At 54.4% G+C, this 19030-nt stretch carries 19 protein-coding genes; 11 read left to right on the top strand and 8 right to left on the bottom strand.

Annotated elements, in window-relative coordinates:
* Positions 1-265 precede the first annotated feature (265 nt).
* Complete coding sequence (locus ACG2XO_RS04415) at positions 266-1597, bottom strand: hypothetical protein (RefSeq protein ID WP_410499607.1); 1332 nt, start codon at positions 1595-1597, stop codon at positions 266-268.
* A 115-nt stretch (positions 1598-1712) separates the two neighbouring features.
* Positions 1713-1898, bottom strand: a complete 186-nt coding sequence (locus ACG2XO_RS04410) for a hypothetical protein (RefSeq protein WP_410499606.1) — start codon at positions 1896-1898, stop codon at positions 1713-1715.
* A gap of 85 nt (positions 1899-1983) precedes the next feature.
* Here ACG2XO_RS04410 and ACG2XO_RS04405 point away from each other — a divergent pair, with 85 nt between their 5' ends.
* The 3 genes from ACG2XO_RS04405 (at position 1984) to ACG2XO_RS04395 (ending at position 7608) form a co-directional block, all read left to right on the top strand.
* Positions 1984-3027, top strand: a complete 1044-nt coding sequence (locus ACG2XO_RS04405) for an IS110 family transposase (RefSeq protein WP_410497507.1) — start codon at positions 1984-1986, stop codon at positions 3025-3027.
* 1405 nt (positions 3028-4432) lie between these two features.
* Complete coding sequence (locus ACG2XO_RS04400) at positions 4433-5407, top strand: sensor domain-containing diguanylate cyclase (protein ID WP_410499605.1); 975 nt, start codon at positions 4433-4435, stop codon at positions 5405-5407.
* A gap of 563 nt (positions 5408-5970) precedes the next feature.
* Positions 5971-7608, top strand: coding sequence for a methyl-accepting chemotaxis protein (locus tag ACG2XO_RS04395; protein ID WP_410499604.1), 1638 nt, complete (start codon positions 5971-5973; stop codon positions 7606-7608).
* A 405-nt stretch (positions 7609-8013) separates the two neighbouring features.
* Here ACG2XO_RS04395 and ACG2XO_RS04390 read toward each other — a convergent pair whose 3' ends face one another.
* Positions 8014-9285, bottom strand: a complete 1272-nt coding sequence (locus tag ACG2XO_RS04390; RefSeq protein WP_410499602.1) for an O-acetylhomoserine aminocarboxypropyltransferase/cysteine synthase family protein — start codon at positions 9283-9285, stop codon at positions 8014-8016.
* A gap of 152 nt (positions 9286-9437) precedes the next feature.
* On the opposite strand from ACG2XO_RS04390, the gene ACG2XO_RS04385 reads away from it, so the two are divergent.
* Positions 9438-9914: a VOC family protein gene (locus ACG2XO_RS04385; protein WP_410499601.1), complete on the top strand. Its 477-nt coding sequence runs from the start codon at positions 9438-9440 to the stop codon at positions 9912-9914.
* 50 nt (positions 9915-9964) lie between these two features.
* Here ACG2XO_RS04385 and ACG2XO_RS04380 read toward each other — a convergent pair whose 3' ends face one another.
* Complete coding sequence (locus ACG2XO_RS04380; protein ID WP_410499600.1) at positions 9965-10501, bottom strand: hypothetical protein; 537 nt, start codon at positions 10499-10501, stop codon at positions 9965-9967.
* Between the two features lie 425 nt (positions 10502-10926).
* On the opposite strand from ACG2XO_RS04380, the gene ACG2XO_RS04375 reads away from it, so the two are divergent.
* The gene (locus ACG2XO_RS04375) at positions 10927-12081 is read left to right on the top strand and encodes a patatin-like phospholipase family protein (protein WP_410499599.1); all 1155 of its coding nucleotides are present in this window, start codon (positions 10927-10929) and stop codon (positions 12079-12081) included.
* Between the two features lie 78 nt (positions 12082-12159).
* Here ACG2XO_RS04375 and ACG2XO_RS04370 read toward each other — a convergent pair whose 3' ends face one another.
* Positions 12160-12288, bottom strand: a complete 129-nt coding sequence (locus ACG2XO_RS04370; RefSeq protein ID WP_410499598.1) for a hypothetical protein — start codon at positions 12286-12288, stop codon at positions 12160-12162.
* 179 nt (positions 12289-12467) lie between these two features.
* On the opposite strand from ACG2XO_RS04370, the gene ACG2XO_RS04365 reads away from it, so the two are divergent.
* Positions 12468-13049, top strand: coding sequence for a hypothetical protein (locus tag ACG2XO_RS04365; protein WP_410499597.1), 582 nt, complete (start codon positions 12468-12470; stop codon positions 13047-13049).
* Positions 13050-13126: 77 nt separating this feature from the next.
* Here the strand turns inward: ACG2XO_RS04365 and ACG2XO_RS04360 are convergent, their stop codons facing one another.
* The 3 genes from ACG2XO_RS04360 to ACG2XO_RS04350 all read right to left on the bottom strand — a co-directional run bounded on the left by ACG2XO_RS04360 (position 13127) and on the right by ACG2XO_RS04350 (position 15633).
* Positions 13127-14023, bottom strand: a complete 897-nt coding sequence (locus ACG2XO_RS04360; protein WP_410499596.1) for a ChbG/HpnK family deacetylase — start codon at positions 14021-14023, stop codon at positions 13127-13129.
* A gap of 24 nt (positions 14024-14047) precedes the next feature.
* A complete protein-coding gene (gene torT / locus ACG2XO_RS04355) occupies positions 14048-15070 on the bottom strand; it encodes a TMAO reductase system periplasmic protein TorT (RefSeq protein WP_410499595.1) in 1023 nt (340 codons plus the stop codon).
* A gap of 110 nt (positions 15071-15180) precedes the next feature.
* Entirely contained in the window at positions 15181-15633 is a 453-nt protein-coding gene (locus tag ACG2XO_RS04350; RefSeq protein ID WP_410499594.1) for an MEKHLA domain-containing protein, read from the bottom strand.
* A gap of 24 nt (positions 15634-15657) precedes the next feature.
* Here ACG2XO_RS04350 and ACG2XO_RS04345 point away from each other — a divergent pair, with 24 nt between their 5' ends.
* From ACG2XO_RS04345 to ACG2XO_RS04325, 5 genes are all read left to right on the top strand, one after another.
* Positions 15658-16203 carry an EVE domain-containing protein gene (locus ACG2XO_RS04345; RefSeq protein WP_410499593.1) on the top strand — a complete coding sequence of 182 codons (546 nt, stop codon included), beginning with the start codon at positions 15658-15660 and terminating at the stop codon, positions 16201-16203.
* Entirely contained in the window at positions 16173-16997 is an 825-nt protein-coding gene (locus ACG2XO_RS04340) for a sulfite exporter TauE/SafE family protein (RefSeq protein ID WP_410499592.1), read from the top strand. Before ACG2XO_RS04345 ends, ACG2XO_RS04340 begins: the two co-directional genes overlap by 31 nt.
* A 39-nt stretch (positions 16998-17036) precedes the next feature.
* The gene (locus ACG2XO_RS04335; protein WP_410499591.1) at positions 17037-17471 is read left to right on the top strand and encodes a hypothetical protein; all 435 of its coding nucleotides are present in this window, start codon (positions 17037-17039) and stop codon (positions 17469-17471) included.
* A gap of 140 nt (positions 17472-17611) precedes the next feature.
* Entirely contained in the window at positions 17612-18055 is a 444-nt protein-coding gene (locus ACG2XO_RS04330; RefSeq protein WP_410499590.1) for a PliI family lysozyme inhibitor of I-type lysozyme, read from the top strand.
* Entirely contained in the window at positions 18055-18936 is an 882-nt protein-coding gene (locus ACG2XO_RS04325; RefSeq protein WP_410499589.1) for a DMT family transporter, read from the top strand. The genes ACG2XO_RS04330 and ACG2XO_RS04325 overlap by 1 nt, the downstream gene beginning before the upstream one ends.
* Positions 18937-19030 lie beyond the last annotated feature (94 nt).

Genomic DNA, 19030 nt, shown 5'->3' with positions numbered 1-19030 from the left:
CTGCCAACCGCCGCCGTCAGCGGTTTCTCAACAGCCACCCCTAAATCACACGGGCGTGGGGAAAGTGACGCTGGATCAGGTGGAAGATTATGCCAAGCGGCGTGGGGTGAGTCTTGCTCAGGTTGAGCGGGATTTGGCGCCTGTGTTGGGGTATGTGGCGTGAAGCCTTTCTGAATAATAGTTTGGTAGTGATACACATGAAAAAAACCCCGCGGATGCGGGGCTTTTATTTGAGGCTATTTTAAGGATTAAATACTTATTACTTTCAACCTTTTTCTGTAGCAGCAGGGGCGGCCACTTTTGTCGCTTTTTCTTTGTGTGCTTCAGGTTTGTTAACAATCCCGGCAAGAATTTCCAGTATTTTTTCAAGATCGTAAATCTTTTCTGCTGTATGAGTGTTTGATTTTTTTCCAAAGTAATGAGAAACAAGGGTTTCTTTGATTTTTGTTCTTTGCTCTTGTGGGATGTCATTTATGAATGGATTCAACACCCCAAGCTCAAGTGAGATGATTCTAGCTTGATCAGAATTATTGCTATGCCGTGCAGATTCTTTTGCTGTGTAGTAAGCAGGTGCAGCTAAGACTATGCACGTGAATAATCTAACTATCGCGACATGATAGTTAGATGGATCAAAACTAAGGGAGGTAAATATTGCAATTGCCATGGAGATGCCAAAAATTGATATTGTGATCAATCGGAAGATGTTCGCAGTTTTCGCCTCTTTTTCTGCCGTGCTCGTAAATTTTTCTTCCATTGCAACTGTTGCTGTAGCTTGGCTAAAAAAACGGATATCCCCTAGAATTTGATTGGCATCTCTTAATGCGGATTTATTTTCCTCTAGGTTCTTCTCGGCAATGATTTTGAGTGAATTTATATTTTCGATCCGAAGTGATAATTCATCTTTGCTGCTTCTGATTAGGTTTTCGAATTGGTTGTTTGAGGTTGAAATAAATTCATTAATTTCCTTTGATTTGGCTTCTAATAAATTGCTTTGTTGCTTATTGGTTTCTTCCCAGTTTCTTTGGGATTGTGCGTAGATTTTTTCGATTTCCTCCTTTGTTCTTGCTAAGGAATTGTTGTGCTGCTGATGCTCTGATTCAAAGGTTGATAGTGCTTGTTCTCTAGCTTTTCTTATTGCAGTTTCAATTCGATGTTCAACTTGTTTAATCTCGTTATCTATTCGTAATTTATACTCACCCCATTCTTTTGCGGCCACAAGAAGTGCCTGCCTCGACTCTTTGATTTGGAGCAATTTCTCGGATTCAAATGAATTTGCGACAAACATGCTGAATTCATTTATTAATTTTCCAGATATTGCTTTGTAATAAGACTCGTCAGTTAGATTGAATTCTCTGGAGGTTAAATATACGCTCTCCAGAATCTGAATTGCACTTTTTCTAGTTTCATTACTAAGGTTGGCGTTTAGAATGCACTCATGAATTACGTTAAATACTGAAAGGTTGTCTTGGGTGTTTTCTGGTGTTTCTCTTATTATCTTCCCGACCTCATTTATTAATGAGTATGTGTCGCCATTGAAGTCTTTAATTTTTCTTTTTGCATTCAAATCAAAACGAGGGGTTATGAATAGTTTAGCCATATTTGATATTTGCCCTATAAGCATGGAGGGAGGGAATGTATCTCCGAAATACGGGGAAAGGCTTAATTGCCGCGCCGCGTCGAACATGTCCTACCGTTCGTCTAATTTCAATATCTTATCCAATTGAAAAATCAACGTCAGCTATTTGATGGAAAAATGCTGGCTTTGTTGATGAAAAGCGAATCTGGCGCAAGGCCACGGTATGGCGGGCGGTGGTGTTGCGTTTGAACGGGATTGGCGGCTGTACGCCGCGGCACTGACTTTCTTTGCTTCGCCAAAGAAAGTCAGCAAAGAAAGGCAATGGGATGGACTCCTCCCTCTGATACGGCATCGATGTGCCAGACTGGAAGTGTCAGCCAACAGTCACACAGAACAAGGAGTCCACCATGTCTATTATCCGCATTGGCCTTGATCTTGCCAAAACCGTTTTTCAAATTCACGGCGTGAATCACAAAGAAGAAGTCATTTGCACTCGACAATTACGTCGGTCGCAATTGCTCGACTTCTTTAAAAAGCTCACTCCTTGCTTGATTGGCATGGAGGCTTGCTCTGGCGCGCATCACTGGGCACGTCAACTGCAATTGATGGGGCATACCGTCAAGCTGATTGCGCCCCAGTTCGTTAAACCCTACGTCAAAGGCAACAAGAACGACGCCAACGATGCGGCCGCTATTTGTGAAGCCGTAGGTCGGCCATCGATGCGCTTTGTGCCCCTCAAAACCATCGCCCAACAAGATTTACAGGCACTGCACCGTATCCGCAGCGAACTGGTGCAGCAGCGCACCGCCAAGGTCAATCAAATCCGTGGTTTGTTGGGGGAGTACGGGATTGTGACGGCTCAACGGATTGAGTCACTGCGCAAAGCATTACCAGAGCTACTGGAGGATGCCGAAAATGGCTTAACCCCCGACTTCCGTGCCCTGCTTAATGGTTTGCGCGATGATCTGGTGTATCTCGACGAGCGAATTGCCACTGCGGATAAACAAGTGCAACAGCAAGCGCGCGAAAATACACAAGCATTACGTTTGCAACAATTACGTGGGATTGGCCCCATTACCGCGACCGCCTTGATTGCAGCGATAGGCCAAGATGCGCATCACTTTAAACGCGGCAGAGACCTCGCCGCTTGGATAGGCTTAACACCGGGGCAGCACAGCAGCGGTGGTAAGGAGCGGTTACTGGGCATCAGCAAGCGGGGCGATACGTATCTGCGCACCTTACTCATTCATGGCGCACGTGCTGTAGTTAAAACGGCATTAGGCAAGACGGATAGGCTGAGTGTATGGATTCAAAGCCTGTGCAGTCGGCGTAACAAAAACATTGCCGCCGTTGCGTTAGCCAATAAAACGGCACGAATGGTGTGGGCATTACTCAGTCGCAATATGGATTATGACCCCGACTTTGGTTTAGCAAGGGGTGAAGTGGTTTGAAGCGTGTAGTAGAAAATGGGGTTTGTAGTGGCAATGTGTAACGAATAAAATCCAGTCCGATTGCGAAGCAAGAAGCAGTGATGGCCAAAAGGTTGAACCGGCGGCAGGCAAACCTGACGGGGTCCAAGTGCGAAAAGCACGTGAAGGCGATGAGGACCTGCCGCGCGAATAGCCCATCATGGCCCGGGTCATTAGGCCCAATGCGAAGGCCGGATATACGTGAGCAGTCGATCCGACAACCAGAACTGTGAAATGCTTGCAAGCTGGGAGGAGTCCATATACGACCCCGCATCTGCGTCGGCTACGCCGATGCCCTCGCTGCGGACGGTTCGAGGCGGCGGCGGGGCTTAACAAAACAGGCCCCGCCGAAACCCCGCCCCGCCCGTTTACCCCTTCGGGTATCCCGCGTCGCTAAGCGGCAAAGCCGCTAAGCTTTGGCGTCACCTCGCTCGGCGCTGATGCAGGGGAATTAGCGCAGCCCGACGATTGCGGCATATACCTACCTTGGTGTTGCTCTGAAAATTATTTCTGGTTTGGCTTTGGTGGATATACCCCTGCCGTGGTTAGTACGGATTGCCCGTGGAGACGCGCCGTTTGAAAAATGGCCGTCAGGGTTTTAAGCCGCGTAGTGTTTGAGCGTTGCGACGCTAGCGCGACGCGAGTTGTAGCGGCGCCTCGCCGTGGCTTTTTCAAGCGGGGTTTCGCGTCGATCGGGCGTGACGCCAAAGCTTAGCGGCTTTGCCGCTTAGCGACGCGGGATGCCCTTTGGGTACGTTAGGGTTATCAGGGGCAAGGCAAGACTGCCCCTGATTCGTCCGGCGGGCGAAACCGCCGGTTCACCGCCTGCGTCAGCAGGCCAATACCACGATAGCCAATGATGCGGTTCGCTCAATGCACCCTGCACTTGTATATACCCGCCTTGGTGTTGCTCTGAAAGACAATCAATCTATTGCCTTCAGGTATATACCCTTATTAAGTCAGCTAAAGCCGACCCTACAATGACCGTCTATTTCTGCCGATATCCCCATCCCTACACCGCTGATTGATAAGGCAATTTCTGCATTTTTCGTTGCATTTCGGTAACAGGCTGGAAAAATAAAACTTACTCACCGTGAATTGCTAATGACAGTGAGCACTGCAGCAATGGGTGTTCGTGCCGATCTGGCCGTCAGCCTGCTCGCTTTGCGCGGTTGATTGTTGCGGTGCCGGGTTCGCTGTCTGCCTGTGCTGGCGATCTGGCTGTAAGCCTGTATTCATGTAAGCCAGCCACTTTGTCATGGTGCTGATATGCTTGCCAGATCCAATCAGGATGCTCGCGCTGTGGCTGGCGGTGCGGTGGTGATCGCCGCTCGCTCATTATGTTTGGCGCGTGTCCTGTTTATCCAGCTTGATCCCGGAGCCCGACATGCAGCAAGACCCCTTGAGTATTGACCCGAAAGTTTACAAAACGCTGCTCGAATCGACGCAGGCGATTCCGTGGAAAATCGATTGGCAGAGCATGACGTTTAGCTATATCGGCCCGCAAATTGAGCCGCTGCTGGGCTGGGCGCAGGATAGCTGGGTGACGGTGCAGGATTGGGCAGAGCGGATTCATCCGGATGATAGAGAAACGGTGGTCAATTTTTGCGTCGCGCAGTCGCAAAGCGGCGTTGATCACGAGGCCGATTATCGGGCGCTGACTCGTGATAATGGCTATGTGTGGATCCGCGATGTGGTGCACGTTGTTCGCGATGCCGATGGCAATGTTGAGGCGCTGGTCGGTTTTATGTTTGATATCAGCGAGCGTAAAAAAACCGAAGAAAAGCTGATTATGCTGCAAAAAGAGCTCGAAGCCTTGTCGTTCAAAGACGGGCTGACCGGCATTGCCAATCGCCGCAAGTTTGACGCGGCGCTGGAGCTGGAATGGCGCAGCGCGCTGCGCAGTGGCGAGCCGCTGTCGCTGATCGTGCTCGATATTGATTTTTTCAAGCAATACAACGATTTGTACGGCCATTTGCAGGGCGATCAATGCCTGATTCAGGTCGCCAAAACGCTGGCGTTGGCGGCGGTGCGTCCGCGCGATCTGGCCGCCCGCTTTGGTGGCGAAGAATTTGTCGTGCTGCTGCCCAATACCGACGCCGCCGCAGCAGCCAAAGTGGCGCGGCGCTGCTTGCGGCTGATCGACAAATTGCAGCTCCCGCACGGCCACAGCGATATTGGCTCGCATGTCACCGCCAGCATCGGCGTCGGCACGATCAGGCCGGACCCGACGGCAAGCATCAGTGAATTTATCGACGCCGTCGATCACCAGCTCTACGCCGCCAAACAGCAAGGTCGCCACCGGATTATGAGCACCGAGCCGGATGCGCTGGGCGAGCCCGTTGCTTCGCCAGCAGAGTAGTCATATTGACCGTCATGCCCTGCCATCGCGGGCGCAGTTGACTTATACCTAACATAGTATATCGATACAGACCAATTTAATCTTGATTTGCATCGATATACCCTGCTCGCAACGGGTATGTTCAGATGATGTGTTGATGCCAGCCTCAACAGTTACTTTAATCGTGCAGAAATCCCCCCTAGCCCCCCTTCAACGAAGGGGGGACTACTGCAATTGAATCGATTTTCCAATCAATACGAAATAAGCACATAGCCCTCGCGCCGTGGTTTTCTCAATGCGTTCGCTTTCCATAAAGCGAATGACTTCACCTTTGTTTTTCCCGCAATGGGATTGAGCAAGGGGAAGCCCTGCAATTAAATCAATTCGCCGATTGCCTGGCTGTCATTCCGGTGTATCACCGCCAATCCTGCCTCCTTCGCTGCACTCACGACTTCGTGCCGGTCTCCTCGTGCGCAATCACGGGCTGCTTATTTGCCGTCGTGTCGCTGTCTTTTAATGAAAGGTGTGCTACTGTAGCCGTGTCTTGCAATTTGAGTAAGTTATTGAACGATTGGGGGAAAGACATGTTGCGACGGATTAAACACAAACTCTGGTTATTGGCTGCGCTGGCTTTGTTCAGTTTGCTGGGCATCGGCATGCTGATGCTGTTATCGAGCCGCGAGTCGATGCTCGAGGATAGACAGGCGAAAACGCAAAGCGTGATCGAGCTGGGCAATAGTGTGATCGAGCATTATGGCCGGCTGGCGCAAACCGGCGCCTTGCCGCTGGAAGAAGCGCAAGCTCAGGCCAAAGCGGCAATCAAAAGCCTGCGTTACGACGGTGATAATTATTTCAGTATTTATGATCCGCAATACCGGATGGTTTTGCACCCGATCAAGGCCGAAATGAATGGCAAGGATATGTCGGCGCTGAAAGACGCCAATGGCACGAAAATCGTCGTCGCTTTGGTCGATGCAGCGCTGGTCGATGCAAAGAACGGCGGGCAAGCGCAATACATCAGCTATCTATGGCCGAAACCGGGCAAGGACAAGCCGGTGCAAAAAATTGCAACCGCCAGGCTGTATCCGGCGTGGAACTGGGTGATTGCATCGGGTATTTACGTCGATGATATCGACGCGCTGTTCTTCAAACGCGCGATCTGGCTGGGCGGCGCCTGTCTGGCGGTCGGGCTCGGTTTATTGCTGGTTTCGCTGGCGCTCTCGCGCAGCATTACGCAGCCGCTCGACGAGCTGCGCCTTGCGATGCAGCAGATTGCCAGCAAAGGCGATTTAACCCGGCGTGCGCCGATTGGCCGCAATCTGGATGTGGCTGAAATTGCCGAAGCGTTTAACGCGCTGATCTCGCGCTTGCAGCAATTGCTGCTGACGGTGTCGAGCGCAGCCAATCAGGTTTCGGCTTCGACCGATCAGCTGGTGCATACCTCCAGCGCCGTCGAACAAAGCTCGGTGGCGCAGCATCGCGCTTCGGTCTCGGTCTCGGCGGCGATTGAGCAAATGAGCAGCAGCATCGTTCAGGTCGCCAGCAATGTGAACGAGACGGTCGACGTGACGAGCGAATTGCGCATCCTCGCAGCCAATGGCCGCAAAGTGGTGAAAGAAGCCGCGCATGAAATGCATCAGATCGCCAGCGAAATTGATTTGTCGGCGGCTGCGGTGCACCAGATGGGCGAGCGTTCACAGCAGATCTCGGTCATTGTCGGCGTGATTCGCGACATTGCCGATCAAACCAATTTACTGGCGCTCAATGCCGCGATTGAAGCGGCGCGCGCTGGTGAAATGGGGCGCGGCTTTGCTGTCGTGGCCGATGAAGTCCGCAAACTGGCCGAGCGGACCGGGCAATCAACGCAGCAAATCACCGGCATGATCAATATGATTCAGGACGACACGCACAGCGTCGTCGGTCAGATTGAAAGCGTCAGCAGCCGGGCACGACAAGGCGCAGCATTGGCGCAAGAAGCGGACCTTGCGGTGGAAAAACTCGACGGGCATTCGGCCGACGTATCGCCGCTGGTGCAGGAAATCGCCACCGTCGCCAACCAGCAAAGCGGCTGCACGCAGGACATCGCGCGCAATATCGGCGATATCTCGCTGATGGCCGAAAACAATGCACGCGAAGTCACGCTTGCCGCCGGGTCGGTGCGACAGTTGAAAGAGCTGGTGCAGCAATTGCACGGCGGCGTGGCGCAATTCAAGGTCGTTTGATCTGCCATCAAACGCTGAATGCGCGTCAAATAAAGCCAGATCAAACGGTGATGTTTTCAATTCGTGTTGATGCCAGTAAAACTGACTACTTCCCCCTTTGAAAAAGGGGGATTGAGGGGGATTTGACACTATTTCAGCCCCAGTAATCGCTAAAATAGTGCTGAAATCCCCCCTCGCCCCCCTTCAAAGAAGGGGGGAACGACTGCAATTGAATCTATTTGCCGATCAAACGAACTGGCTTTTTACATTCAGCATGCGGCTGTCGAAATCAGTTTATTGAAACGTGTAGCTTCGCTTTTTCGGAGCTACCTGATTAAGATTTGTATCTTGAAATGGACGTATACATGGCATTGTATATAGCTGCAGGTCAATATCATATTTATCTGCAGCTATATACCCAGCGTTTTAAACTTTGTTCAGCGCCTGATCCAGATCGGCGAGGATGTCGTCGATGTGTTCGATGCCGATCGACAGCCGAACCATATCTTCCGACACGCCGGCGCGTTGCAACTCGGCAGGCGAGAGCTGGCGGTGCGTCGTGCTGGCCGGATGGCAGGCTAGCGATTTGGCGTCGCCAATATTCACCAGCCGCGTGATCAATTGCAGCGCATCCTGAAAACGCGCGCCCGCTTCGCGGCCACCTTTCACGCCAAAAGTCAGCAGACCGGATGCTTTGCCACCGAAATATTGATCAACCAGCGCTTTGCTTGGGTGGCCGGACTGACCGGCGTAATTCACCCAAGCCACTTTGGCGTGTGTTTGCAGAAAATCAGCGACTTTGAGCGCATTTTCAACGTGCCTATCCATGCGCAGCGCGAGCGTTTCCAGCCCCTGCAAAATCAGAAACGCATTGAACGGCGAAATGCACGCACCCATATTGCGCAACGGCACGGTGCGCGCACGACCGATAAATGCCGCTTCACCGAGCGCTTCGGTGTAAACGACGCCGTGGTAGCTGACTTCAGGCTCGTTCAGGCGACGGAAACGCGTTTTGTGCTCAGCCCACGGAAAACGTCCGCTATCGACGATGATGCCGCCGATGCTGGTGCCGTGACCGCCCATATATTTGGTCAGACTATGGACGACGATGTCGGCGCCGTGTTCAATCGGACGACACAGATACGGCGTCGGCACGGTGTTATCGACAATCAGCGGAATGCCACCGGCGTGCGCCACGGCGGCAAAAGCGGCGAAATCGACGACATTACCCAGCGGATTGCCGATCGATTCGCAGTAAATGGCCTTGGTGCGCTCGTCGATCAGCGCGGCGGCGGCTTGCGGGTCATTGGCGTCAACGAACTTCACCGAAATGCCGTACTGCGGCAAGGTATGCGCGAACAAATTGTAAGTGCCGCCGTACAGCGCGCTGGTCGCGATGATATTGTCGCCCGCTTCGGCGATGGTCAGGATCGCGTAGGTAATCGCCGCCTGTCCCGAAGCCAGCGCCAGCGCGCCGATGCCGCCCTCTAAAGCCGCGACGCGCTGTTCGAGCACATCGGTCGTCGGGTTCATGATGCGCGTGTAGATATTGCCTTTGACCTTCAGATCAAACAGATCGGCACCGTGCTGGGTATCGTCAAAAGCGTAGCTGGTCGTCTGGTAGATTGGGACGGCCACCGCCTTGGTTGTTGGGTCGGGGCTGTAACCGGCGTGAATGGCGAGCGTATCAAATTTCATCGTGAAATCCTTGGGCAGACGGTTGAACGAATAGGGAGCCCAAGCACTCTAACACCGACCAATTTCACCGATAAATGCTTGATCGCGCTAAAGTTGGCCAGGCTTGATCTAGCACAAGCGCGCGCCGGTCATCACCGCTCAAGGAGCAGAAAATGGATAATAAAATTTGTCTCTGGTACGACGGCAGCGCGCTCGAAGCCGCGCAGTTTTACGCCGACACTTTTCCCAATAGCGCAGTGGGCGCAATTTATCGCGCGCCTGCCGACTATCCCGCCGGTAAAGAGGGCGATGTGTTGACGGTCGAATTCACCGTCGCCGGCATGGCTTGCCTGGCTCTGAATGGCGGGCCGGAGTTCAAACACAGCGAGGCTTTTTCGTTCCAGATCATGACCGACGATCAGGCTGAAACGGATCGTTTATGGCATGCGATTGTCAGCAACGGCGGGCAGGAAAGTGAATGTGGCTGGTGCAAGGATAAATGGGGATTGTCATGGCAAATCACGCCGCGCGCGCTGATGGCGGCGATTAGCGACCCCGACCAAGCAGCAGCCAAACGCGCTTTTGCCGCAATGATGACGATGGGCAAAATCGACATCGCGGCAATCGAAGCAGCTAGGCGTGGTGCATAGCTGCAGTCTGATCCGATATTAAAAAACCCCAGGTTGCTGGGGTTTTGCATTCAGGACTTTACTTCTTCGGGGGCGGGAGCGGCTTCGGTTTTTGGTGCAGGCTGATCTTTGATGATGTAGCTTGGGTCTTTGACCCATTGCGCCAGGTCTTTGCCGATTGCGACAGCGCAACGGTCAAGAATCGAGCAAGTCCCGCTAAAGCCGCCAAATACGCCACCCATAGACCAGCGATTCAGTTTGGTTTCGCGTGCGACTTTGCCATTTTGCAGCAGCTCGGCGTATACCGTGATGGCTTTTGGGCCACTGTATGCGCCGCCACCCACACCAAGGACATGGCTAATTTTCAGACGTAACACTTGACCGTCTGCCACTGGCGTTCCCTGTGCGATGGTACCCAGACCCTGATTGGCTTTGGCAAGTATCTCGCCGATGCGCTTTTCCAGCATGCCTTCAATTTTGCATTCTTCTTTAACTTTGGGAACGACACTGGCGTCGGCCGCGTAGACCACCGGTGTTTCCAGCAGCGTTGGTTCGGCGGCCATCACGCTGGCGTTGAGCAGAAGTGCACTTAATAACAGCAATTTCATTTTGATGAATCCTTGTTTTGACGGGATGAAGCCTAGCATGCCGGTCAATAATTACTCTAATCTGACGCAGCGACTGGCGGCAATTGTAGACAGTGGATAAAAAATGACAGCGAGTCGCCAGCGATAATTGGCACCGTTCCAGTGCTCATTTTATGAGTCCGTCATTCAGGGCATAGCTAGCTGGCAAGCACGCCATCCGGTGTTGGTTGCGTATACATATAATGGTATTACCTTGCAGGCCAATCTGAGATTGATTTGCGGCCGTATACCTGTGATTGTCTGGCCGCTATTCCAGTTTGAAATGCACTGATCTGGATTAAATCTGGAACTGGATTGCTGAAAAAAATTGAAAAATTCCAACTTCATACCATAACGATACTTCGCGCGCCGTGTTGCGGTGCAATATCAATCAGGGAGAGGTCGTTATGGCAGCAGGTCAGGCAGCAGCATCGAAACAAAAACCCAAAATTGCGCTGGTTTTGCAAGGCGGTGGAGCTTTGGGCGCTTATCATATTGGCGCTTATCAGGCGCTGCACGAAGCCGGGCTGGAGCCCGACTGGTTTTCCGGCATTTCAATCGGCGCGATCAATGCGTGCGTTCTGGCTGGCAACAAGCCCGAGCATCGTCTGAGCCAGCTTGAGGCATTATGGGAAGACATTTCGCGCGATAATATGACCGGGCTGTATTTGCACGGCTCCTTGCGCCGTCTGTATAACCAGTTCAATTTCATGGAAGCGGTGTGGATGGGGCAGCCCAATTTCTGGACGCCGCGTTTCCCCAGCCCGCTGCTGTTTAATGATGTCGATCCGCAGGCCGCGAGCTTTTGCGATACGGCACCGATGCGCAATACCTTGCAGCGTCTGGCCAACTTTGAGCTTATCAATGCGACCGATGGCAGTGGCGCGCGGCTGTCGCTCGGTGCGACCAAAGTCACGACGGGCGAGCTGAAATTTTTTGATAATCGCACCACCCCAAAATGCAAAATCGGACCCGAGCATGTGCTTGCCAGCGGTTCATTGCCACCGGGATTTCCGGCGACCGAAGTCGATGGCGAGCTGTACTGGGACGGCGGCTGCGTGTCGAATACACCGCTCGATGCGATTTTCCAGGACGATAGCGACGGGCATACGCTGGTCTTTATGGTCGATCTGTGGGATTCGCACGGCGCAGCGCCGCGCAATATGGACGAAGTCAACTGGCGGCAGAAGCAGATTCAATACGCCAGCCGCAGCAGCGAAAATATCCGCTCTCTGGCTGCGCGGCACAATCATCGCCGCGTGCTGCATCAGCTCTCTCAAAAGGTCGATGTCAAAGCGGTCAGCGATCATCTGGATCTGGCGGCGCACAATGGCAATGCACATTTCGATATCGTGCATCTGATTTATCAGCCGGCCAGCGATCAGATTTCGGATTCGGATGCCGAATTTTCGCGTCCGTCGATTCTCGAACGCCGCAATGTTGGTTACGCTGATATGAAAAAAGCGCTGGCCGAGTCGCCGTGGGTCAAAAAATCGCCCAATGTTGGTACTGCTGTACATACCGTTCGCGGTCAGCAGATCAGCAGCGCAGTACCGGCCTGATTGTGGGTATATGGCTGTAGCTGTTGATGAGTAAGCTTTAGAGAGCAATGCCCCGCGATGCGGGGCATTTTTTCTGATTCAAGGCGGTGCTGGCAAATCGGTTTCGCGATCAAGATTGCAGCCGGGAATGATGTGCCAGAATTCTGCCAGCTCGGTCCTGCCAGTTGCTGCGCCCAGGTGCGTTGACTGCTTATCGCTGCCGGTCATGATTTGATTCGCACCGTTGACCTGTGAACTGCTTGAATATGGCGGGTGTCCAGCTATATGAGTAGAGCCTATCCCCTTATTTTGTAAAGGTATTCTGTTGCTATGGCATGCCGTGCGGCTGCTGGTCACGATACTTCGGCGACACCTTGTCAGAGGAGAGGCATCCTAGGAGAATAATCATGAAACACTATCCGTTTTTAATCGCCGCCAGTCTGGTGGTGATGGCGGCTCCGGTGGCGGTCGCGATGGATTCAGCAATGGATTCCGGAAAAACAGCGCTGTCGCGTGCCGATCAGAAACTGATCAAGAGTGCAATGAAGGCTGCACCGAAGAAGGTCAGCGCGCAGGCCACAATTGTTGCGATGAGCGCTGATGGGCAGATGCGAACCTTGCGCTCAGGCAGTAATGGTTTTACCTGCATGCCCGATAACCCGGCTACTCCCGGCCCCGATCCGATGTGCATGGACAAAGCCGCCTGGGAATGGGCGGGTGCCTGGATGGCACACAAGACACCGGCCAGTGGCAAGATTGGCTTTATGTATATGCTCTCTGGCGGCACTGATGCCAGCAATACCGATCCTTATGCCACCAAACCGGCAGCCGACAATCACTGGGTCAAAACCGGACCTCACGTCATGATCGTGGGCGCCGAAGCGAGTTTCTACGATATGTATCCCAAAAATGCCGCTCCGGATACCACCGTACCCTATGTCATGTGGCCGGGTACGCCCTACCAGCACCTGATGATTCCGGTTAAATAAGGGGCGAGTGGGGGTTGAGTTCATCGGCGCAATGTTTTTGACATTGCGCCTTTGCTTGAAAAAACCACCCGCGCGATTCAGATTCCGAGCGCGGCAATTTCGCGCATTCCGACGACATGAAATCCTTCGCGCTCAATCAGCTCGCGCAGGCCGGCGCTGGCAAAGAGACGGCGGTCGGCGACGCGCGTTTGCCAGTCGGGGGCGATGGCGCGCAGTTCGGGTGTGTCATTGGCGGGGTGGCCGATCAGCGCGTAAACGCCGGGGGCGGCGAAATAATATTTCAGCACTTTGGCTGTCCAGTCCAGTCGTTCTTCATCGCTCAGATGTTGCCCGAACGGCAGTACAACCCACGCGTCGACGGGGTTAGCCAGCTCGCTGGCGATTTGCTGCGCGGTGCGCTCGCACAGTGCCAGCGGCATTTTGCTTTCGTCGGCGAGCACTTGCGCGTCGCGGTAATGCGGCACCAGGACGGGCAGCGCGGTTTCGCGGCTCAGGCGCAGCACATGGTCGAATAAATCGGGGTGCAGCGCCGTCATCATATGCGTGTCCAGATGCGTCAGCGGCAGGCCGAGCTGCCGGGCGCGCTCAAGCTGGGCGGCGAGTTCGTCGTAGGCCAAGTCAAGTCGCGATTTTTGGTAGGTATCGGCCGCCAGCGGATAAAAATAGCCAGCTTCATCGCTTAACTCTGCCGGGGTATTGGCGCCGCTGATGGGCCCCCAGCGATAATTGTTGCGCCATTCGCAATTGAGTACCAGATGCAGCCCCATATCGGCGCTGTCGCCTGCTTCCCGCACGGCCTGCACGGCGGCGGGGAACCACGGACACGGCGCCATCGCTGAGGCCGAACTCATACTGCTGTTGCCATGCAGCTCGCGCCAGGCGCTGACGGTGGCTTCACACATGCCGATGTCGTCGGCATGAACGATGAGGACTCGATCATTAGCACTAAAGCCAAGGCGTTCTTGCAGGGTCATGGTGTTCTCGATTTGGTTTGAAATTTACTTGGGCAATGGTTTGGCGACAAACCATTGCTGAGCGGGTGAAAGAACATGTTTGATATTGAAACGATCAAGCTGTGACTGGGTCAGCAGGATGGCGCTAGGATTGATGATGTGTGCGTAGGGCTGGTTTTCCAGAATCCGGATGGCAACATCGATGCTGATCCGCGCTTCGATCACCGACTGGCTGGCAACGACCGCTTGAATTCGGCCTTGGCGCAGCGCATTGATGGTTTCTTCATTACTGTAATAGGCGATGATAGGCATCTTTTTTTGCGCGCCATATTTAATCAGGCGGCTGGCCGCGTCGGCAGCGACGGCGTTGGCGAGCAGATAATCGGGTTGCTGTTTGGCGAGCAGCGCGCGCACCAAGGTCATTTGGGTCTCCAGTTCAGTGACGCCATAGCCGCCATGAAGCAGTTTGGCTTTGGGTGGCGCGAGGATTTTCTGAACCCCAATTTCGGCATTGCTTACCCATTCGGTTTTGTTCGGACCCGGCAGCCAAGCTACGGTCGGCGCGCTGTTGCCGGCCAGGCTTAGAATATGGCTGGCGGCCAATTGCCCCATTTCCTCGGTATTGCTCAGAATATGAGCGCTGATTTGCGGTAGATTGAGGCCATTAGTCAGATTGATAACCGGGATTTTGTTTGCTGCGGCCTTGGCGATGCGGCTGGCTAAAGCCTTCGTGGCGTCGGCGGTCGCTGCGACAATAATGGCGTCGGCTTTTTGTGCGAGGCAATCGTCAAACTGGCGTTGTTGCTTGTCCGATTGTTCATAGCCACCTGCCTGGTAAATACCAAGTTTGATGCCTTGCCGGTCGGCTTCCTGCGCCAGCCCCCACGAAATACCCCACCAGAAACGGTCTTTCGCCTGCGGCAAGAGCGCACAAACCCGCCAAGCTTGACGCGCTTTGTTCAAAGGGGTGTAGCTCAAGGTTTTGCCGTCGGCTTTGACATCGATTGGAAACCAGTCGGCGCAGGCGATGGCGCTGTAAAACAGGGTAAGGAGCAGTAGCGAGCGCATTAGAAACTCCACATAACTTGCCTGCAGGAAATTCATCTTAGCGGCTGCACGATGCTCAGCAAGTGCCGATGCGAACTGAAAGCCTTGCCATGCACGAACCTTGTCGCAGTTTATGCGTCCCGCCAGCTTGCATACGTCGCCGCCTGCCCATGGCATTGCCCGGCTTCGTCGATCAGATTCCACACCGTCACGTCCTCGATCCAGAAACGCCGACCCGATCTGGCGATGCGCAGTCCGCGATAGCCGCTGGCGTAACCGTTGCGGCTGACCGCATCGAGCAGTTGCTGGCGCTCTTCGCGGTTGGGCGCTTCAGCTGACAGGCGCGACGGCAGACCGATCAGTTCGGATGCACTGTATTCAAAGCAGCGTTGTGCAGTCGCATTGGCGAAGATGAAGCGCGGATCAAAGCCCGCTTCGTGCGCGAGCACGCAAAACGGCGCTTCGTGCTGCAGCCAGTGTGCAGCCTGCGCCAGCGGCCAGTCGGCGGGAACCAGCTCGCGGCCGGTCAGACGGCGGTGGCTGTCCAGCATCAGGGCGATCAGTTCGAGATTTGTTTCGCTCATCAATCCAATCCGGTTCGGTGTGTCGTGAAAATTGCGCCGATTATATCGCGCCGCCGCCTTGACTTTGCCGAGCTGACGGGGAAAATTGATCTGAATGAATTCGGATATGGTGTCGCGATGCAATACTGGTTAATGAAATCCGAGCCGGATGATGTGTCTATCGACGATCTGGCCGCCAAGGGTACGGTGGGGTGGTATGGCGTCAGGAACTATCAGGCGCGCAACTTCATGAGAGATACCCAGAAGATTGGCGATGGCGTGCTGTTTTACCACTCGTCGTGTGCCGAGCCGGGCATTGCCGGTTTTGCGCAAGTCGTCAGCGCGGCCTACCCCGATCCGACGCAGTTCGACGCGGAATCAAAATATTACGACCCGACAGCGACGCCGGAAAAACCGCGCTGGATGCAGGTTGACGTCGGTTTTGTCCGCAAGACGCGGCTATTGTCATTGAGCGAAATGCGGCAATACCCGGCGCTGGCCGGGATGGTCGTGCTACAAAAAGGCTCGCGGCTGTCGATTACGCCGGTCAGCGAGGCTGAGTGGACTTTCATCCAGAGCCTGCTGACATGATGACGATTGTGCTGGCCTGTCTGGGCGTCGGGCTGATCGCCGGTTTTCTGGCGGGCCTGCTCGGCGTTGGCGGCGGGCTGGTGATCGTTCCGGCTTTGCTGGTCGTTTTTCATCGCGCCGGCATTGCGCCCGAACTGCATCAGCATCTGGCGCTGGGGACGAGTCTGGCGACGATTGCTTTTACCGGGCTGGCCAGCGTTCGCGCGCATCACGCCCGCGGCGCAGTGCAGTGGGACATCGTGCGGCAGATCACGCCGGGGATTGTGCTCGGCACTTTTATCGGCGCGCAGATCGCCGGACTGATTTCGACGCAGGCTCTGCAATGGCTGTTTGTTGTCTTTGCATATTCGGTCGCAGCGCAAATGCTGCTTGATCTGAAGCCCAAGCCGTCGCGGCAATTGCCGCGCTGCGGCGGGATGTTCGGTGTTGGGTCGGTGATCGGCATGATTTCGAGCTGGGTGGGTATCGGCGGCGGTTCGCTGTCAGTGCCTTTTCTGAGCGCGTGCAATGTGCCGGTGAAAACGTCGATTGGCACTTCGTCGGCAATCGGCGTGCCGATTGCGCTCGCTGGTGCTGCGGGTTATTTGTATGGTGGGTGGGGTATTGCTTCCTTACCTAGTATGACTGCTGGCTACATCTATATACCCGCCTTGGCTGGCATTGTGCTGGCGAGTTTTCCGATGGCGAAATTCGGCGCGGCGGCGGCACATCGCTTGCCTGTGGCTACACTGAAAAAATGCTTCGCTGTGCTGTTGATTGTGCTGGCAAGCAAAATGCTGTGGGGCCTGGTTTGAATCGCCACTGTAAAGCAGTAAACGAGGGGGGCTGACGAGATGTTTGCATTCAGAAAAACCGCCGTGCTACTGGCGCTGATTGCCGCGCAGCTGGCCGTGTCGGTTCCGGCTGCGAATGCGGCCGAGCCGCTCGAATCCATCACGCCCGAGTGTCAGCAAGCCTTTGCTGATTTGAACCGCTACATCGAACAGCACAGCAGTACGCTGTCGCAAACCGAGCTCGAAACCAGCCAGCCCGCCGATGCGATCCGGCTGGCCTGCGACGGGCGTGATATTGCCTATAGCCTGTCGATTACCGAAATTGCGCGCCGCTTTATTCCCCCACCGCCACCATCAAGCAGCCAGTTTATGAGTAGTGAAGTCGAAGGCGTGCTGACGCTGGCCTTGATGATTGCACTGATCGCCGCCAGCAGCAGCGGCGTTGCGGTGATCGGTAGCGGAAATGGCGGGCTGGCGATCAATCCGCTGCAATAGCTTCATGATCGCTATTGCAGAAAACCCTGCTGGCGAACGCTAGCAAATGGCGGAATAATCGATTTTCTGCGAATTAATGCCAAAGCGCACCGGCTGCGCTTGATGCGGCGTATCCTTGTGTTTTGAATTGAGGCTTTCCGATGAAAAATCTGTTTTTCGTGCTCTTGCTCTGCAGCGCTTTCGGCGCTCAGGCCAAGGATGTGGCGAGTCCGAAATTGAATCGCTTTGTCTTGCCGGTCGGCAATGGCACGGTTGTCGTCGCCGAGGGCGAGAATGAGCCGCGCAGCATCGGTAGTTACAGCATCCGTTTGTATGGTGGCCAGAAAGCCAAATTTCCGTTTGATGAATTTCTGGCGGGCCAAATTTTTCCTCGCAACGGCACGATAGAGCAGGTTTTAAGCTCCGACGTCGATGAGAATGGCGTCAACGAGGTGCTGGTCGTGACGCGCTCGGCCGGTACCGGCAGTTTTCTGAGCGTCGATGTGTTCAGCTGGCAAAACGCCCAGCTGTCGCGGCTGTTGACGCTGGCCGATATTGCCGCCAATGCCGATCCGGTGCTGAGCGTTAAAAACATGGTTCGTTAATGAATTCACGGATTGTTCCGGCCTACGCTGCGCTGATTGCAATCTGGTCGACGACGGCGCTGGCGATCAAATGGGGTGTGACCGGACTGCCTTTCAGTCTGGCGCTGCTGACCCGCTTTGGTCTGGCTGCCATGCTGGCGGCCACATTGATGTTATGGCGCAATCGCGCAAATGGCGGTCAATGGTTGCCGCTGGATAGGGATCACTGCCGTGCGTATGTCATCGCCGGTGGGGCATTGTCGCTGTCGATGCTGTGCTCTTTCTGGGCTTCGCAATATGTCGCATCGGGGATGGTCGCCGTATTGTTCGGATTGATGCCGCTGGCGACCGCTCTGTTTGCCGCGCGCTGGCTGGCAAGTCCGGTCAATGCGACCGAATGGCTGGCGATAAGCATCAGTCTGGCCGGACTGGCGGTGATTTTTAGCCAGAATCTGGGCTGGTCCCGCAGTGGCTTGCCCAGCATGTTGGCGCTGTTGCTGGCGATGACTTTGCAAGCGGGGGCTGCGGTGCTGCTCAAGCGTTACGCCGCCAGCCTGTCATCGCAGGCGGTTAATGCCGGAGGCTTGCTGATTTGCGCAGTGCTCTCGCTGCTGTTTTGGCTGGCCTCAAGCGCGCCATTGCCCGAGCAGGCTTCGGGCAGGGCGCTGGCCGCGCTGGTTTATTTGGCCAGCATCGGCTCGGTCTTGGCTGGTGGCCTGTATTACTGGCTGATCGGCCAGTGCCGCCCGATCAGCGTTGCGCTGATTTCGCTGATTACTCCCGCGACTTCGCTGTGGCTGGGGCACTGGCTCAATGACGAGGTGCTGCATGCTTATGAATTGTGGGGAACGGCGCTGATCATGCTGGGGCTGGTGCTGCATGTTATGCAGCGCTCGCGCTAAGCTGGTTTGAAAGTGCTTTGTATTCAGCTGTTTATCAGCGAACTATGACAGAAAAGTGTCTGCTTTCCGCCAAAATTGTAGTCTGCGTATTGTG

It is taken from the genome of Chitinibacter sp. S2-10 (genome assembly GCF_046530675.1).
GTDB lineage: Bacteria > Pseudomonadota > Gammaproteobacteria > Burkholderiales > Chitinibacteraceae > Chitinibacter.
Note: the sequence above shows the minus strand (reverse complement) of the source record. Positions and strands in the feature narration are given on the sequence as shown.

Coding starts and splice junctions, on each gene's coding strand:
- ACG2XO_RS04330 (WP_410499590.1), top strand. CDS start 17,612: ATGAAAAATCTGTTTTTCGTGCTCTTGCTCTGCAGCGCTTTCGGCGCT.
- ACG2XO_RS04390 (WP_410499602.1), bottom strand. CDS start 9,285: ATGAAATTTGATACGCTCGCCATTCACGCCGGTTACAGCCCCGACCCA.
- ACG2XO_RS04370 (WP_410499598.1), bottom strand. CDS start 12,288: ATGACCGGCAGCGATAAGCAGTCAACGCACCTGGGCGCAGCAACTGGC.
- ACG2XO_RS04385 (WP_410499601.1), top strand. CDS start 9,438: ATGGATAATAAAATTTGTCTCTGGTACGACGGCAGCGCGCTCGAAGCC.
- torT (WP_410499595.1), bottom strand. CDS start 15,070: ATGCGCTCGCTACTGCTCCTTACCCTGTTTTACAGCGCCATCGCCTGC.
- ACG2XO_RS04405 (WP_410497507.1), top strand. CDS start 1,984: ATGTCTATTATCCGCATTGGCCTTGATCTTGCCAAAACCGTTTTTCAA.
- ACG2XO_RS04365 (WP_410499597.1), top strand. CDS start 12,468: ATGAAACACTATCCGTTTTTAATCGCCGCCAGTCTGGTGGTGATGGCG.
- ACG2XO_RS04375 (WP_410499599.1), top strand. CDS start 10,927: ATGGCAGCAGGTCAGGCAGCAGCATCGAAACAAAAACCCAAAATTGCG.
- ACG2XO_RS04400 (WP_410499605.1), top strand. CDS start 4,433: ATGCAGCAAGACCCCTTGAGTATTGACCCGAAAGTTTACAAAACGCTG.
- ACG2XO_RS04360 (WP_410499596.1), bottom strand. CDS start 14,023: ATGACCCTGCAAGAACGCCTTGGCTTTAGTGCTAATGATCGAGTCCTC.
- ACG2XO_RS04395 (WP_410499604.1), top strand. CDS start 5,971: ATGTTGCGACGGATTAAACACAAACTCTGGTTATTGGCTGCGCTGGCT.
- ACG2XO_RS04325 (WP_410499589.1), top strand. CDS start 18,055: ATGAATTCACGGATTGTTCCGGCCTACGCTGCGCTGATTGCAATCTGG.
- ACG2XO_RS04415 (WP_410499607.1), bottom strand. CDS start 1,597: ATGGCTAAACTATTCATAACCCCTCGTTTTGATTTGAATGCAAAAAGA.
- ACG2XO_RS04380 (WP_410499600.1), bottom strand. CDS start 10,501: ATGAAATTGCTGTTATTAAGTGCACTTCTGCTCAACGCCAGCGTGATG.
- ACG2XO_RS04350 (WP_410499594.1), bottom strand. CDS start 15,633: ATGAGCGAAACAAATCTCGAACTGATCGCCCTGATGCTGGACAGCCAC.
- ACG2XO_RS04335 (WP_410499591.1), top strand. CDS start 17,037: ATGTTTGCATTCAGAAAAACCGCCGTGCTACTGGCGCTGATTGCCGCG.